This is a genomic window from Terribacillus sp. FSL K6-0262, from assembly GCF_037977385.1.
Classification (GTDB): domain Bacteria; phylum Bacillota; class Bacilli; order Bacillales; family Amphibacillaceae; genus Terribacillus.
Genome location: NZ_CP150277.1, coordinates 3,275,138 through 3,289,488 on the forward strand (window position 1 = coordinate 3,275,138; position 14,351 = coordinate 3,289,488).

16 protein-coding genes are annotated in these 14,351 nt (G+C 47.2%); 13 read left to right on the forward strand and 3 right to left on the reverse strand.

The window, feature by feature from the left end; all coding sequences use genetic code 11:
• The first annotated feature begins 3 nt into the window (after nucleotides 1-3).
• From panB to nth, 9 genes are all read left to right on the forward strand, one after another.
• Entirely contained in the window at nucleotides 4-840 is an 837-nt protein-coding gene (gene panB, locus MHI54_RS16850; protein ID WP_095215241.1) for a 3-methyl-2-oxobutanoate hydroxymethyltransferase, read from the forward strand.
• The gene (gene panC / locus MHI54_RS16855) at nucleotides 837-1,706 is read left to right on the forward strand and encodes a pantoate--beta-alanine ligase (protein WP_095215240.1); all 870 of its coding nucleotides are present in this window, start codon (nucleotides 837-839) and stop codon (nucleotides 1,704-1,706) included. Before panB ends, panC begins: the two co-directional genes overlap by 4 nt.
• A 16-nt stretch (nucleotides 1,707-1,722) precedes the next feature.
• Nucleotides 1,723-2,109: an aspartate 1-decarboxylase gene (gene panD, locus MHI54_RS16860; protein WP_340082058.1), complete on the forward strand. Its 387-nt coding sequence runs from the start codon at nucleotides 1,723-1,725 to the stop codon at nucleotides 2,107-2,109.
• A 77-nt stretch (nucleotides 2,110-2,186) separates the two neighbouring features.
• Nucleotides 2,187-4,952, forward strand: coding sequence for an ATP-dependent DNA helicase DinG (gene dinG / locus MHI54_RS16865; RefSeq protein ID WP_340082059.1), 2,766 nt, complete (start codon nucleotides 2,187-2,189; stop codon nucleotides 4,950-4,952).
• Between the two features lie 200 nt (nucleotides 4,953-5,152).
• Nucleotides 5,153-5,326: a YpmA family protein gene (locus MHI54_RS16870; protein ID WP_095215237.1), complete on the forward strand. Its 174-nt coding sequence runs from the start codon at nucleotides 5,153-5,155 to the stop codon at nucleotides 5,324-5,326.
• Complete coding sequence (locus tag MHI54_RS16875) at nucleotides 5,292-5,822, forward strand: DUF5590 domain-containing protein (RefSeq protein WP_095215236.1); 531 nt, start codon at nucleotides 5,292-5,294, stop codon at nucleotides 5,820-5,822. Before MHI54_RS16870 ends, MHI54_RS16875 begins: the two co-directional genes overlap by 35 nt.
• A 39-nt stretch (nucleotides 5,823-5,861) precedes the next feature.
• Entirely contained in the window at nucleotides 5,862-7,154 is a 1,293-nt protein-coding gene (gene asnS / locus MHI54_RS16880) for an asparagine--tRNA ligase (RefSeq protein WP_095215235.1), read from the forward strand.
• A 69-nt stretch (nucleotides 7,155-7,223) separates the two neighbouring features.
• Nucleotides 7,224-7,928: a DnaD domain-containing protein gene (locus MHI54_RS16885; RefSeq protein ID WP_095215234.1), complete on the forward strand. Its 705-nt coding sequence runs from the start codon at nucleotides 7,224-7,226 to the stop codon at nucleotides 7,926-7,928.
• A gap of 15 nt (nucleotides 7,929-7,943) precedes the next feature.
• The gene (gene nth / locus MHI54_RS16890; protein ID WP_095215233.1) at nucleotides 7,944-8,597 is read left to right on the forward strand and encodes an endonuclease III; all 654 of its coding nucleotides are present in this window, start codon (nucleotides 7,944-7,946) and stop codon (nucleotides 8,595-8,597) included.
• A gap of 45 nt (nucleotides 8,598-8,642) precedes the next feature.
• On the opposite strand, the gene MHI54_RS16895 is transcribed toward nth, so the two are convergent.
• Complete coding sequence (locus MHI54_RS16895) at nucleotides 8,643-11,306, reverse strand: penicillin-binding protein 1A (protein ID WP_095215232.1); 2,664 nt, start codon at nucleotides 11,304-11,306, stop codon at nucleotides 8,643-8,645.
• Nucleotides 11,306-11,887 carry a Holliday junction resolvase RecU gene (gene recU / locus MHI54_RS16900; RefSeq protein WP_233134912.1) on the reverse strand — a complete coding sequence of 194 codons (582 nt, stop codon included), beginning with the start codon at nucleotides 11,885-11,887 and terminating at the stop codon, nucleotides 11,306-11,308. Before recU ends, MHI54_RS16895 begins: the two co-directional genes overlap by 1 nt.
• A 118-nt stretch (nucleotides 11,888-12,005) precedes the next feature.
• Between recU and MHI54_RS16905 the strand changes: the two genes are divergently transcribed.
• Complete coding sequence (locus tag MHI54_RS16905) at nucleotides 12,006-12,968, forward strand: DUF2515 family protein (protein WP_340082060.1); 963 nt, start codon at nucleotides 12,006-12,008, stop codon at nucleotides 12,966-12,968.
• A 17-nt stretch (nucleotides 12,969-12,985) separates the two neighbouring features.
• Here the strand turns inward: MHI54_RS16905 and MHI54_RS16910 are convergent, their stop codons facing one another.
• On the reverse strand, nucleotides 12,986-13,096 hold the full coding sequence (locus tag MHI54_RS16910) for a spore protein (protein WP_143588940.1): 111 nt from the start codon (nucleotides 13,094-13,096) through the stop codon (nucleotides 12,986-12,988).
• A gap of 137 nt (nucleotides 13,097-13,233) precedes the next feature.
• Here MHI54_RS16910 and MHI54_RS16915 point away from each other — a divergent pair, with 137 nt between their 5' ends.
• From MHI54_RS16915 to MHI54_RS16925, 3 genes are read left to right on the forward strand one after another with little or no spacing between them, the layout of a single operon-like run.
• The gene (locus MHI54_RS16915; protein ID WP_340082061.1) at nucleotides 13,234-13,449 is read left to right on the forward strand and encodes a hypothetical protein; all 216 of its coding nucleotides are present in this window, start codon (nucleotides 13,234-13,236) and stop codon (nucleotides 13,447-13,449) included.
• A 45-nt stretch (nucleotides 13,450-13,494) separates the two neighbouring features.
• On the forward strand, nucleotides 13,495-13,878 hold the full coding sequence (locus tag MHI54_RS16920) for a DUF1798 family protein (RefSeq protein ID WP_233134877.1): 384 nt from the start codon (nucleotides 13,495-13,497) through the stop codon (nucleotides 13,876-13,878).
• A gap of 1 nt (nucleotide 13,879) precedes the next feature.
• Complete coding sequence (locus MHI54_RS16925) at nucleotides 13,880-14,296, forward strand: cytidine deaminase (protein ID WP_340082062.1); 417 nt, start codon at nucleotides 13,880-13,882, stop codon at nucleotides 14,294-14,296.
• Nucleotides 14,297-14,351 lie beyond the last annotated feature (55 nt).

Sequence of the window (14,351 nt, forward strand, 5' to 3'; positions counted from 1 at the left end):
ACAATGAAAACGAGACTCGATTTTCAAAAAATGAAAGAAACTAATGAGAAGATCACCATGGTCACGGCTTATGATTACCCAACAGCAAAACTGGCGCAGCAGGCTGGCATCGACATGCTTTTAGTCGGGGATTCACTCGGAATGGTCGTCCTCGGCTATGATAGCACCATCCCTGTCACCGTCGAGGATATGATCCATCATGGAAAAGCCGTCACAAGAGGCGGAAATGATACGTTTGTCGTGGTGGATATGCCGTTTATGACCTATCACGTATCAGTGGAGGCGACTGTACCGCAAGCAAAACGTATCTTCCAGGAAACCGGGGCACAGGCTCTAAAGCTCGAAGGAGCTGATCAGGTCATCCTGGACAGCATAAAAGCACTGGCGACAGGAGGGATTCCTGTTGTCGGTCATCTTGGTTTGACACCTCAATCCGTTCACATGCTGGGCGGCTATAAAGTACAGGGAAAAAGCGAGCAGACGGCAAAACAGCTGCTTGAAGATGCACGAAAAGTGGAGGCTGCCGGCGCCATCGCACTTGTTTTGGAATGTGTCCCGAAACAATTGGCCGCACTCATAACGAAAGAGGTTTCCATTCCAGTCATCGGCATCGGTGCAGGAGTGGAGGTGGATGGACAAGTGCTTGTCTTCCATGATCTAAGCAGATTCGGTGTCGACCGTTTGCCGAAATTCGCCGTGAGCTATGCTGACTTGAACGAAACCGTCACGAACGTGTTCACCACTTATCGCGAAAATGTAAAACACGGTATCTTCCCGAATGACGAGCAGAGTTTTACAATGGACGAAGCAGCATTGCCGAAAGCAGGTGAACGGCAATGAAGATCATTACGACATTAGAAGCGCTGCAGCAGGAGAGAAAGCAGCTTGCCAAAGAGCAGAAATCCGTGGGGTATGTAGCGACGATGGGCTTTTTGCATGAAGGCCATCAAGCCTTGATGAAACGCTCCAAGGCAGAAAATGATATCACTGTATTGAGTATATTCGTCAATCCGCTCCAATTCGGCGAAGGGGAGGATTTTGACACCTATCCGCGTGATGCCGAGCGTGATCGGCTAATCGCCGAACAGGAAGGCGTCGATATCGTCTTCATGCCCGAAGCTGCAGCCATGTATCCAGGGAATAGCACGATCAAGCTTCAAGTCACAGATCGTGTCGATGTGCTGTGCGGTAAATCCAGACCAGGTCATTTCGATGGTGTTGTCACCGTATTGGCGAAGCTTTTCCACTTGATCCAGCCGGATCGAGCGTACTTCGGGCTGAAGGATGCACAGCAAGTCGCAGTTGTCCAAGCATTGGTCCATGATCTTAATTTCCCGCTTGAAGTCGTGCCGGTGCCGACTGTCCGGGAAGCCGACGGATTAGCGAAAAGCAGCCGGAATGTTTATTTATCGGAGCAGGAGCGGCAAGCAGCACCAGCGATTTACCGTGCATTGCAGCAAGCGAAGCAAAGCATCGAAGACGGGGAGGATGATGCTGATAAAATCGTGTCTGCAGTAAAAGAATTTATAAACAGCGAGACAAATGGTAGAATAGACTACGTTGAAATTTTGTCTTATCCGGCACTGAAGCCAGTGAGCAGGATTGAATCACGTATCATCATCGCAGCGGCTGTCTTTTTCGATAAGGCGAGATTGATCGACAATTTGGTATTGGAAGCGGACGGATCTGTCATGGACCGTTTTTGACATAGGAGGAAAAAAGATGTTTCGCACAATGATGAAAGCGAAAATACATCGCGCCCGGGTCACGGAAGCGAACCTTAATTACGTTGGCAGTATAACGATAGACACGCACATACTCGAACAGGTAGGCATACTGCCTCATGAAAAAGTCCAAATCGTGAACAATAATAATGGAGCCCGTCTCGAAACATATGTGATTCCTGGTGAGCGGCATAGCGGTGTCATCTGCCTTAATGGGGCTGCTGCACGTCTTGTGCAAAGAGATGATGTAGTGATCATCGTTTCTTATGCCATGCTTTCCGATGAGGAACTGGCTGATTTCAAGCCGAAGATTGCCTTGATGAATGAAGATAACACAGTGAAAGAAATCATCGAGGAGGAACCGCCGCTTACAGTGATGTTGTAATGGCGGAGAGAATCGGACGATAAGACTCTTATCACAGATAAGAGTCTTTCTTTTCTAAGCAGTATGGAGGGTGGAGTATGGATAAATTTGTAGTGGTGGATCTAGAAACAACAGGACATGCGCCGTCGAATGGCGATAAAATCATAGAGGTCGGGATTGTCGTCATCCAAGGACGTGTGATCACGGATCAATTTCAGACGATGCTGGATCCCGGTATGCCGATTCCACCTTTCATTTCCCAGCTGACAGGTATCACCGATGAAGATGTAGCTGGCGCTCCGCAATTCGAGGATGTAGCAGATGAGATTTCGGCCTTTTTCAAAGACAGCTATGTGGTTGCGCATAATGCAAACTTCGATCTTCGGTTTTTGAATAGTGCATTGGAAATGGCAGGATTTACGCCGATAAACCGCCCTGTCCTCGATACGGTGGAGCTGGCACGCATCCTGCTGCCGACAGCTCCAAGCTATAAGCTGAGTGTGCTCAGTGAGCATCTATCCTTCGAGCATGATCGGCCGCATAGGGCGCTGTCCGATACGCTTGTAACGGCAGAACTTTTGCTTTCTTTGCTGAAAGAGCTGGGAAGATTGCCATATGAGACGGTTTCCCACCTCCTGACACTTGAAAGAGCCTTGAAAAGTGATTTGCGAAGCTTGCTTGAGGATCGTCTGGAAGAGCTGGCCTTCGAGGATACAGAGGATGACGAGCTGGAGGTTTTCCGCGGACTGGCCATTCGAAAAGTTCCCCAGGAGCAGGCTGAGGCTTCGGCTGTCACACAGTCCTTCGGGGAGATAGCCGATCAGCTGTATCAAAAAGACGGCTGGCTTGCAGAAGGAATGACCGGCTATGAACCGAGGAAAAGCCAGGTAGAGATGAGTGAGCAGATATTCGATGTCTTTCAATCGGGGAAGCACGCACTTTTGGAAGCTGAAACAGGGACTGGTAAATCACTCGCATATCTTTTGCCTGCTGTTTATACAGCGGTCAAGGAGAGCAGCAGGGTGATCATCAGCACCCATCTGACTCAATTGCAGGCACAGCTGATGGATAAGGAGATCCCGCTTCTGCAAGGTATTTTGCCGTTTTCGTTCAAGGCCGCCTTGCTGAAAGGGAAGCAGCATTATTTAAGCTTGAGCCGATTTGAATCCGAACTGCAGCAAACAGCAAATGACAATTATGATATTGCGCTTACCAAGGCGATTTTGCTTGTCTGGCTGACAATGACCGAAACCGGGGATATTGATGAAGTGAACCTGCCTTCCAGCGGCAAGCGATTTTTCCTGCATATGTCTGCCGATGCAGAAGACACACAAGATCCATTTTCGCCTTGGTTTTCACGCTCTTTTTATCAAAGGGCGAAGAAGGCAGCATGGCAGGCGGACGTGATCGTGACCAATCATGCTTTGCTTTGCAGTGATATGCAGGAAGAATATCAGCTGCTGCCTTCGTATCAGCGTGTCATCATCGATGAAGCGCATCATTTTGAAGCAACGGCAGCAAAGCATTTCGGCTTGGCATTGGATTATGTGTCGATTCACCATATGCTTTCCCATGCAAATACAGTGTATGAGAAGGCGACGGATGAGCTTCCCAATACACAGGCAGAGATGCTGATTTGGTCAAGCTTATGGGATCAAACCAAAGTGGAAGCGGACGATATGTTCCGATATATCCATGACTTCGTTTTATCCCAGCACAAAAAGAAGCTGGGCACCAATGATATCGGACGGCTCCAGCTGCGGCTTGAAGAAGTCCGGGATACAAAACAGATGCAAGTCATCGCGGAAATGAGCAGCAGATTATCATTCAGCGTACGGGACTGCATCCATCATCTTCTGCAGCTGACAAAGACGGCAGATAAGCAAGGGGACAAAAAGATTTCGGATTCCTTGCGCAATACAGTCGATCAGCTGCAGACCATCATCGATGACATTGAGCGGATGTTCCTGGTGTATGGTGACGAGGAAGTGAAGTGGATCGAGGTCGATATGTATGGGGCGCGCAATGCAGTGTACCTTTACAGTGAACCGTTGGATATCGCCGATTTATTGCTGGAGCATTTTTTTGCCGAAAAGAAAAGTATCGTGCTGACGAGTGCGACCTTGACGATGAAGCAGTCATTTGCTTTCATTCAGGAGCAGCTGGGATTGGACGATTTGACTGTCACCAGGCGGTTCGATTCTCCTTATTCCTATAAAGACCAAGTGCAGCTGCTGGTCCCGAATGACTTTCCAGATGTAAGGGGCAAGGATAATTATCCTTTCATCTATGCGGTTTGCGAAGCGATCCTCAGCCTGGCTTCCATCACGGAAGGCCGGATGCTGGTGTTATTCACTTCTTATGATATGCTGAAAAAAGCTTATGGACTCTTGAAGGAGCTGACCGAGGATCAGGATTATTCCCTCATAGCCCAAGGCATTACGAGCGGCAGCCGTGACAGGTTGAAGAAAAATTTCCAAAGCAATAAAAAGGCCATCCTCTTTGGAACGAGTTCATTCTGGGAAGGCGTGGACATACCGGGGGATGATTTGAGCTGTCTTGTCATTGCGCGCCTGCCATTCCAGCCGCCGGATCATCCGATATATGAAGCGAAAGCTGCCAAATTGAAGGCTGAGGGAAAGAATGCCTTCATGGAGCTTGCCTTGCCGAATGCCGTCATCCGCTTCAAGCAGGGATTCGGCCGGCTGATCCGTTCTTCAAGCGACAGGGGCATCGTTTTCGTATGTGATGACAGGATGATGAAGACAAGATATGGAAGCTACTTCACGGATTCCATCCCGGCAGTGCCTACACATTATAAGAGCACATCCGAGCTTTTGGAGCTGGCGGAGGATTGGTTATAAAAAAAGTGCGTCACTAGGACGCACAACTGCTGGGGAGAAGGAAGAATTTTGTTGAAAAAACTTGGAACTCGTCTTAGAATTACACCAGGACTACTGGTATAATAAGAATTGGATTGCTTCTCAACATACATTAGTTTGCTGCAGAAAGCCATCTCTATGAGTAACAAATCATGTAAATGGATTGCTCGGAGGTAACAAGGATGGAAAATAACAAGATGGAAACATTGTCCACCGTTCGTGTGCAATACAGCAGCGACCTGTACAAGCTGGTCGATTCCCTGAACCGCACACTGAAGGAAAAGGACTTGATGTTCGGATTAGCATTGGATGAGGAAAATCATGATACGGCGATATTCACGATTTACCGTACCTAAATGGGCCAAGATCACACTGTTCAGTGCTTTGGCTGTTCTGCTGATCGTCCTCGGCTGCGGGATATACGTGTATAGCACGGCTCAGCATGCTCGTACAGACGGCTTCGAAGCTTCAGAGAAGTTCGCGCTCGAGAATACGGAGCTGGAGAACGTCGATGAAGTGACACGCTTCAATGGCGAGCATGTATATCATGTCGTGAGAGGCAAGCAGTCTGACGGAACAGATGCCATCGCCTTTATCAGGAAGGGCGAGAAAGATGCGGACAAAATCATTTATACGACCGACTCAGCTGATGAAGAGCAAGTCGAGAGCAGCTGGAAATCAGCGTGCGGAGCGGACTGTGATATGGACGATGTCCGGCTGGGATTATATGATGGCTCGCCCGCTTGGGAAGTGACCTATCGGGATGGACAGGATCGCCTCGGCTACAGCTATTACACATTAGATGGTACAGAGCAGCTGGAAAACTTTGCTTTATCAAACCAATATCAATAACACAACTACATATGTAGGACAGACAATGGAGGGTTCTTTTTGAAGACAACGATCGCTAAGCTTAGTGAACATGTAGGAGAAGAAGTGACAATCGGGGCATGGCTCCGCAATAAACGATCAAGCGGGAAGATCGCATTCCTGCAGCTGCGTGACGGAACCGGGTTCGTTCAAGGAGTCGTCGTGAAGAATGACGTATCGGAGGAAGTGTTCCAGACGGCAAAGAACATGACGCAGGAAACATCCCTTTATGTTACAGGTAAAGTAGTGGAGGACAGCCGTTCTTCCTTCGGATATGAGATTCAAGTGGCAGACTTGGAAGTTATCCACACTTCCACGGATTATCCGATTACACCAAAGGAACATGGTACGGAATTCCTGATGGATAACCGTCATCTATGGCTCCGCTCCCAAAAACAGCATGCGGTGATGAAAATCCGTAATGAAATCATCCGCGCGACCTATGAATACTTCCATGAAAATGGCTATACAAAAATCGACCCGCCGATCCTGACGGGATCTTCTGCAGAAGGCACAACGGAATTGTTCCATACAAAATACTTCGATGAAGAAGCATACCTTTCCCAAAGCGGACAGCTTTACATGGAAGCTGCAGCAATGGCATTCAACAAAGTATTCTCCTTCGGTCCTACATTCCGGGCAGAAAAATCCAAAACCAGACGCCATTTGATCGAATTCTGGATGATCGAGCCGGAGATGGCATTCGTCGAGCATGAGGAAAGCTTGGAAATCCAGGAGAACTACATCAGCCATCTTGTCGCTTCTGTGCTCAAGAACTGCAAACTGGACCTTGAAATCCTTGGACGTGATACGGAGAAACTGGCTAAAGTCACGGCGCCATTCCCGCGCATCACATATGATGAAGCAATCGAATTGCTGAAAGAAAAAGGATTCGATGATATCGAGTGGGGAGAAGATTTCGGAGCTCCGCATGAAACTGCAATTGCAGAAAGCTTTGATAAACCAGTGTTCATCACGCATTATCCAGCGGCGATCAAAGCATTCTACATGAAGCCAGATCCAAATCGGGAAGAAGTCGTATTATGCGCCGACTTGATTGCACCGGAAGGCTACGGAGAAATCATCGGCGGATCCCAGCGCATCGATGACCTTGAGTTAATGGAAAAACGCTATGAGGAACATAATCTGACTGGCGATGCGTACAATTGGTACTTGGAATTGCGCAAATACGGCAGTGTGCCGCATTCAGGTTTCGGACTGGGACTTGAACGGACAGTAGCATGGCTATCCGGCGTGGAGCATGTTCGTGAAACGATTCCATTCCCGCGTCTTTTGAACCGTCTATACCCATAATATAATGATTATCTGACGATCCCTTGTCGAATGACGAGGGATTGTCCTATTAAAGGAAGGAGAACCCAGATGAATAACGATTTAAACTACCAAAGAATGCTGGGAAATCCATTTTCCTTTCCCGGTATGCTGATGGAACGTTATGCTGCGCTCGGCTTGAATGAGACAGAAATGATGGTCATTTTGCATATCTGCTTTTTCCAGCAGCAGGGTACGATGTTTCCGACTACAGATGAATTGGCAGCAAGAGTGACACTGTCAGAAAGGGAAGTAGCTCTTGTTTTGCGTAAGCTGGTCCAGCGGAATATGCTTCAGATCGAAGATGTCCAGGAAGAGGATGTGCGCAGCCAAGCGTACAGTCTGAATGGATTATGGCACTTGGTGTTTGCCGAAACCGTCTACCCAGAACCTGAAAAGAACACAGACAAAGAAGAAGAGGCAGCCATATTCATACTCTTTGAGCAGGAATTCGGCCGGCCTTTATCACCTTTTGAAATCGAAACGATCACCCTATGGCTGGATGAGGATATGCAGCCGCCGTCACTGATCAAAGCAGCATTACGAGAAGCGGTATTGATGAGCAAATTGAATTTCCGCTATATCGATCGTATCCTGCGGGAATGGAAACGCAAAGGCATACGAACAGTGGATCAGGCTCGTAAACACAGTAAATCATTCCATGAGAACCAGAGGCCTGCTGCTGCAGTGCAAGCAGATCAGCAAGCACCAGCCCGTGATGTGAGTATTTATTACAACTGGCTGGAAGAGGACTGAGGAGGAAAGCAGACGATGCTGAACAAAACACAGATACGGCGGGCGTTGGACGTCATGCGGGATATGTTCCCGGAGGCAGCCTGTGAGCTGGTCCACAAAAATCCATTTGAGCTTGTCATCGCCGTCCTGCTATCAGCGCAATGTACCGATAATCTTGTCAATAAAGTGACGAAGGATTTATTCCAAAAATATAAGACTCCGGAAGATTATTTGGCTGTATCCCTCGAGGAGCTGCAGCATGACATCCGTTCCATCGGTCTTTACCGCAATAAAGCAAAGAATATCCAAAAGCTGTGTCAGACATTGATCGATCAATACGATGGCATCGTTCCTGACACACGTGATGAACTGGTCAAGCTGGCTGGAGTGGGGCGCAAGACAGCCAATGTCGTGGCATCTGTTGCATTCAATGAACCAGCTATCGCAGTGGACACCCATGTCGAAAGAGTCTCCAAGCGGCTTGGTTTTTGCCGATGGAAAGATAATGTCACTGAAGTAGAAAATACCTTGATGAAAAAGGTTCCGCGTGATGAGTGGAGCGATACACACCACCGGATGATCTTTTTCGGCCGATATCATTGCAAGGCAAGAAACCCAAACTGCCTGGCATGCCCATTAAACGATATATGCCGGGAAGGGAAGAAGCGCCTCAAAGCAGAAGCAAAATAAAAAGGCAGTCACTCCAATTTGAAGTGACTGCCTTTTATAGTTTCATCATTGCTGAGACTCTGAATCGTCAGGGCTTGTACCATTTTCAGCATCTTGATTGGATTCGTCGCCCTGATCACCTTGATCGGTTTCACCTTCCGTGCTGCCAGAATCCCCAGTCTGACCAGAGTCTTCATTACCATTACCGTTACCATTTTCATTGCCATTGCCATTACTATTGCCATTATTACCATTATTGTTGGCATTGTCGTTATTCTGTCCGCTGTTTTCATCGGCATTTTGATCTTGGTTTTGGTTTTGGTCTTGGTTCTGATCATCGTTTTGATCCTGATCCTGCTCGTCCTCATTCTGCTGATCTTCTTCCGTCTGATCCTGTTGATCCTCGGCATTTTCATCCGGATTTTCTTCTTCTTCCGCGTTTTCATCTTCGCCAGGAACAGTGACGGAAGTCGTTTTCGCTTCACTGGTTTCCCCATCGACGGAAGCCGTAACCGAAATGCTATAGGTTTGTCCAGCTTCGACGTTCTCAATCACAGCCGAAGTATCCGAAGTAGTCTGGGAGCCGTTTGGATCGGCGCTTACACTGAAGCTTGCATCACCGTCATAATTCCAGCTGACATTGATGCTGTTGCTTGCTTCGTCATAGCTTGCAGAAAGTCCGGTCACCGGATCGATTTCTTCTTCATATCTTTCGGAAGTGGCACCAGGCAAGTGGCCCTTCAGGAATAACTCCGTCAAAATCTCGGAAGCGGGGGTTCCGCTGCTAGGGGAAGCAGCGGGGCGAGAGCCTTTTTCGACTTTCGCCTCCACTACGCTGCTGGGTTTTTTGAAACTTTCCGTATCCTTGCCTTCATGCACTTCAGTCATGATTTGCTTGAACAGGTATTTGGCGACATTTGTACCGATGACACCATTTCCATCCTGAATTACCTTATTACCTTTATCGTAACCAGTCCAGACGGATAGGGTGTAGTTTGTCGTCAGGCCATTCATCCAGGAATCCGGGCTGCCTTCTTGATTTTCCAGATTCGTCGTACCGGTTTTACCGGCAATATCCAATCCAGGTACATTAGCCAATGTTCCAGTACCTTCTGTCATGACAGAGCGCATCATGTCAGTGACCATATAAGCTGTGGAATCACTCATTGCAGCTTCGGAATCTGGTTTCATATCCAAAGTGCTTCCGTCGCTGAACTCGATTTTTGTAATGGCATAGGGTTCTGTATAAATTCCTTCGTTACCAAATGCCGCATATGCACCAGCCATATCGATAGTATGGAATTGAGCTGCTCCGCCTATACTATCTCCGTTCTTGATGCCATCCTTGAATTCCAGACCCAAACCATTTGCAAATTGTTCTGCGTTTTCAGCTCCAACAGCTTGGAATGTCTTGATTGCTGGAATATTATAAGATTTTGCCAATGCAGTCCTTGCACTCATCCAGCCATGGAACTGGTCGTCATAGTTGCCCGGACTCCAGTTGCCGATCGTAATAGGTTCATCATGGATTTGTTCATACGTTGATGTATAGATTCCGTTTTCAAATGCCGGGGCGTAATCCAAAATGGGCTTCATACCCGATCCTGGCTGACGTCCATCACCTTGGATAGCATAGTTGAATCCGCCGAGTTCGTTGTTCCGGTTGCCGCCGATTGCACGAATTGCTCCGCTCTTCGTATCAAGCAGGGTGATACCAGCTTGTAATTCCTCATCCGGCCAAACGATGCCGCTGTCCTCACTTAGTGCATTTTCGACTGTCTCCTGTGCATCGGGATCCAAAGTCGTATAAATCTTCATGCCGTCTAGGTTAAGATCTGTGTCATCAAATCGTTCACTAAGTTCCTTTTGCACTTGATCAAGGAAAGCACCGTATTTGTTCTGCTGCGGCTGCTTTTCAGTAAGCAAATCTTCGACTTTCGTCTTTTTCGCTTCATCGGCTTCTGCCTGTGTGATCTTTTCATGCTGCACCATCAAGTCAAGTACGGTATTCATGCGCTCCTGAGCCAAATCAGGATTTTCGAATGGGTTATATGCCGTAGGGCGCTGCGGTAATCCAGCCAGCAAAGCTATTTCCGGAAGGGTAAGATCGTTTAGATCGTCCTTGCCGAAGTACGTTTCCGCTGCCGTGGCGACTCCATATGCATACTGACCGTAGAATACTTTGTTTAAATACATTTCCAGAATTTCTTCTTTTGAATATTTACGGTCGAGCTGGAAGGCAAGCCACCATTCCTGCATTTTTCGTTTAATGGTTTTCTCGGGTGATAGGAAGGAGCGTTTGATGACCTGCTGGTCGATTGTGCTTCCGCCTTCTGCACCGAAGCCATTTTTAATGTTCGAGATCAATGCGCCGCCGGTACGGATGATATCAATTCCATTATGCTCGAAGAAGCGGGAATCCTCCGTTGCCGTGACAGCATCGATCAGCTGCTGAGGCAGCTCATCATAGTTTACTTTTCGCCTGGATTCCGATCCCAGTTCTGCAAATTCATCGCCATTCATGTCATAGACGATGTTTGAAGCAGGGTCGGATAATTTCTCTTCGTCCAATTTAGGCGCTGTTGCAGCATAGTAGGCGAACACGCTTCCGCCAGCTATGACGCATAATACACCTATCAAGACAATCGTAAGCAATATTTTCTTCCAAATAGGTCTTTTTTTCTTTTTCTGTTTTCGTCTTGATGCACGAGATTGGCCCTTTTCTGCCATTACTCCTCTTCCTCCGTTCTAAAATGAAGCTGGTCGATGATGTGCAGATAATCGACCTTTGCCTGATACTTCATCGGAATCAGAAAACCTTCCTTACAAATGATATCATAAGGGATGGATTTTCTTCCTCCATCATATTGACGTTTCCACCACGGAAAAAGTTTCTCTGCTTCGAAAAAAAATGTTTGATCATGTGCGGTGAAACGCATGATCACGAAGCAAATTCCACCATGGCTGCAGACATGCTGCATGTGGGTGATTTGGTGCTCGTGAAAATTGGAGAGAGGGAAACTGGTCTTGTTTTTCGTGACCTTCGCTTCAAAATCCACATATTTTCCACGATAGATGCCATTATAATCCGTAGTGGATGCTTGTTTGAAATACGCTTCTTTTATGACCGCTGCACTTCGTTTTGGATAATCGACTTGTACAATTTGCACAGGGGTCGGTTTTTTGTGAATGACAGCTTTTTGCCGGGCAAGATAATATTCGTTTGTTTCATTGATATCTTGCTCTAAAGTCATCCCCCTGTTGCCAAAGTCGATATGCTGTGAAAGCCTTGATGCAGCAGTCTGTCTGATGGTCTTTTTCCCATTAGGATATTGCACGTTTTTCCCCCCGCTATAGGAATGATCATACCATAATCCTTAGAATACTTCACTTTGCGTCTGTAACTCAACTAATAAAAGGGGCAATTCGATGACATTTACTGACAGAGCGAACTTGCTTGCTTCCATCGAAGAGAAAACAGCTGCTGCAAATTTAGATAATATCCGAAGAACGATGGCTTATCAAGCTTTTTATGAAGCAAATCCAGAGATACGATGGGCGTTTTTAGCCTCGATGGTTTCCAGGAATGCGGGTTGGAACATGACCGATCTGCAGCTGGATATGTACAGATGCTTATTGTCTGCCCGTATCAGAAAACAACTCTTTTCCCTATATGAGCGCGCCAATTGGCTGATATTCTCCGATGCCTATCCGCAGCTGCTGCTTTATGAGGCTCATAAGCAAGGAAAAATCGACATGATCTGCCATCTGCAGCATTTTCATGTATCCGCCTTTATGAGGGAAGCATGGCGGCAGTACCTGGATGAAAACGACGGTCAGCGTTTGCTTTACAGTTTGATCATCAATGAACAACATGTCATTGGATCGCCTGTCATCGTCCAGTCCTTTTATCAAGAGCACATCTTCAGGAGATGGCCGTATCGGCTGCAGGATTTTTTTCGTTTGAATGCAGTGTTTTTCCCGACTTTGGATGGGAGATTATATGGATTATATGCACATCATTTTACGAGTGTGGATGATCGGATACGGATGGGCAAGGAGCTGAGCCAGCTGCTCTTTCATGACCGTCTTCATCCGGAATTTCTTCAGTTTGCCAGGAAGACGCCCCATACTGCATCTCGAGATGATTATGAGCGTTACAGCCGTTTTAGAACAGCTGGCAGCAGCTCTTTAAGTCAATGCTATCCAGTCATTTCACACAAGGATATTATTCGCAAGGACTGGTACAGGAATGGGGGCATCAAGCAAAGTTGGATGATGACTCCGGCGGATAAGGATTTTCGGCCGACAGGCACCGTATTTTATTGGAAGCGGAAAGTGATGGCTTTCGCTGCTATCTTCTTCAAGAAAAAAAGCAAAGCGGTCTGGTGATCGCTTTGCTTTTGCTCTTATATGGAAGGACGATTCGGTCCATCAAGCTTTTTATCGTATCCGTCACCGGCAGTGCGGGCTGTCGGGCGTTTCTGGCCAGTCGATGTCTTCTTTTCCTGCTTTTTCATCATTCACCCTCCTTTACTGTTAGGATGGGCGAAAGAGCTCTGAATCATGCGGATGCACGCGTATTTTTTGTTGTTTTGTCAGTTGTGCAGGAGAACGCTTCCCGTGGCAGAAACCTAAAGAAAAAGGGGGCATACGGATGAACAAGCAAAATGGTGTGACGAAGGAAGAAGTGCAGCTGGCCTTGTTCCAGCTCGCCGGCACTTACAGAAGATTGGATCAAAGACTCACCGTACAGGCAAACCGTTCCAGGATGGCATGGAAGCAGCCTTTGATAGAAAGAGTGCTTGAAGTCGAGTCATATCTGGATAGAAAGCAGGTTAAATGGAGTCATGAGCATGGTAAATTAGCCTGACTGCTTGTATAATAGAACAACACGATAAGCAGAGAAGGGATTTCATTGACGACATTACGCATATATAACAAGCAGCTTTCCGGCATGCTGACCCGTCTGAAAAATCGGTTTCTTACGGAGGAGCCGCCAAGTGATAAGCATGATAGAGCCTTCTTCGATTTGGTGAAGAGGGAAACAGAACCGATGTATGAGCTGCTGCAAAAATGGCATCACTCTGCAGCAGATTTTGTCCAGCAGCGCGATGTGAGTGTGCATCCGCAGCAAATCCAATCAACAGAAGAGAATGTCCATCTGATCATCCTGCATAGCTACTACATAGATATCCGTTCCGAACGATATATGGATTATCACCAATCGATCGGTTACGTCATCCAATTGCTTGATGAAGATCTGGACAGATTAGAAGGAAACGACGGAGAGGAAGAATGACATGACGAAAGAGGAATTGATCGAATTAGCGAAGGAAGCAAGGGAAAGGGCATATATACCTTATTCCAAGTTCGGAGTGGGGGCGGCTGTCCTGACAAAGTCGGGGAATGTGTATCAGGGCTGCAATATCGAGAATGCGGCTTATCCAGTGACATGCTGTGCCGAAAGAACCGCTATTTTCCAAGCAATCGCAAATGGGGAACGGGAATTCTCGGAGATTGCCGTGGTAGCGAATACCGAGCGGCCAGTCCCGCCATGCGGTTCGTGCAGACAGGTGATGGCCGAATTCTTCCCTCATGATGCCGTTATCCACATCGCAAATATGAACGGAATTTCAAAAACAATTACAATGGAAGAATTGCTTCCGTTCTCTTTTCAGCCAGAAGATTTGTTCTCGGACGAAAAAGCGGCAAAATGACACTCGCCCAAAAGATCTAAAGCGCACAAGCTTTAGATCTTTTTTATCGAAAGCG

What these genes read in the sequence shown, in the direction of transcription:
- panB (WP_095215241.1), top strand. Translation starts at nt 4, where the DNA reads ATGAAAACGAGACTCGATTTTCAAAAAATGAAAGAAACTAATGAGAAG.
- panC (WP_095215240.1), top strand. Translation starts at nt 837, where the DNA reads ATGAAGATCATTACGACATTAGAAGCGCTGCAGCAGGAGAGAAAGCAG.
- panD (WP_340082058.1), top strand. Translation starts at nt 1,723, where the DNA reads ATGTTTCGCACAATGATGAAAGCGAAAATACATCGCGCCCGGGTCACG.
- dinG (WP_340082059.1), top strand. Translation starts at nt 2,187, where the DNA reads ATGGATAAATTTGTAGTGGTGGATCTAGAAACAACAGGACATGCGCCG.
- MHI54_RS16870 (WP_095215237.1), top strand. Translation starts at nt 5,153, where the DNA reads ATGGAAAATAACAAGATGGAAACATTGTCCACCGTTCGTGTGCAATAC.
- MHI54_RS16875 (WP_095215236.1), top strand. Translation starts at nt 5,292, where the DNA reads ATGATACGGCGATATTCACGATTTACCGTACCTAAATGGGCCAAGATC.
- MHI54_RS16885 (WP_095215234.1), top strand. Translation starts at nt 7,224, where the DNA reads ATGAATAACGATTTAAACTACCAAAGAATGCTGGGAAATCCATTTTCC.
- nth (WP_095215233.1), top strand. Translation starts at nt 7,944, where the DNA reads ATGCTGAACAAAACACAGATACGGCGGGCGTTGGACGTCATGCGGGAT.
- MHI54_RS16895 (WP_095215232.1), bottom strand. Translation starts at nt 11,306, where the DNA reads ATGGCAGAAAAGGGCCAATCTCGTGCATCAAGACGAAAACAGAAAAAG.
- MHI54_RS16905 (WP_340082060.1), top strand. Translation starts at nt 12,006, where the DNA reads ATGACATTTACTGACAGAGCGAACTTGCTTGCTTCCATCGAAGAGAAA.
- MHI54_RS16910 (WP_143588940.1), bottom strand. Translation starts at nt 13,096, where the DNA reads ATGAAAAAGCAGGAAAAGAAGACATCGACTGGCCAGAAACGCCCGACA.
- MHI54_RS16915 (WP_340082061.1), top strand. Translation starts at nt 13,234, where the DNA reads ATGAACAAGCAAAATGGTGTGACGAAGGAAGAAGTGCAGCTGGCCTTG.
- MHI54_RS16925 (WP_340082062.1), top strand. Translation starts at nt 13,880, where the DNA reads ATGACGAAAGAGGAATTGATCGAATTAGCGAAGGAAGCAAGGGAAAGG.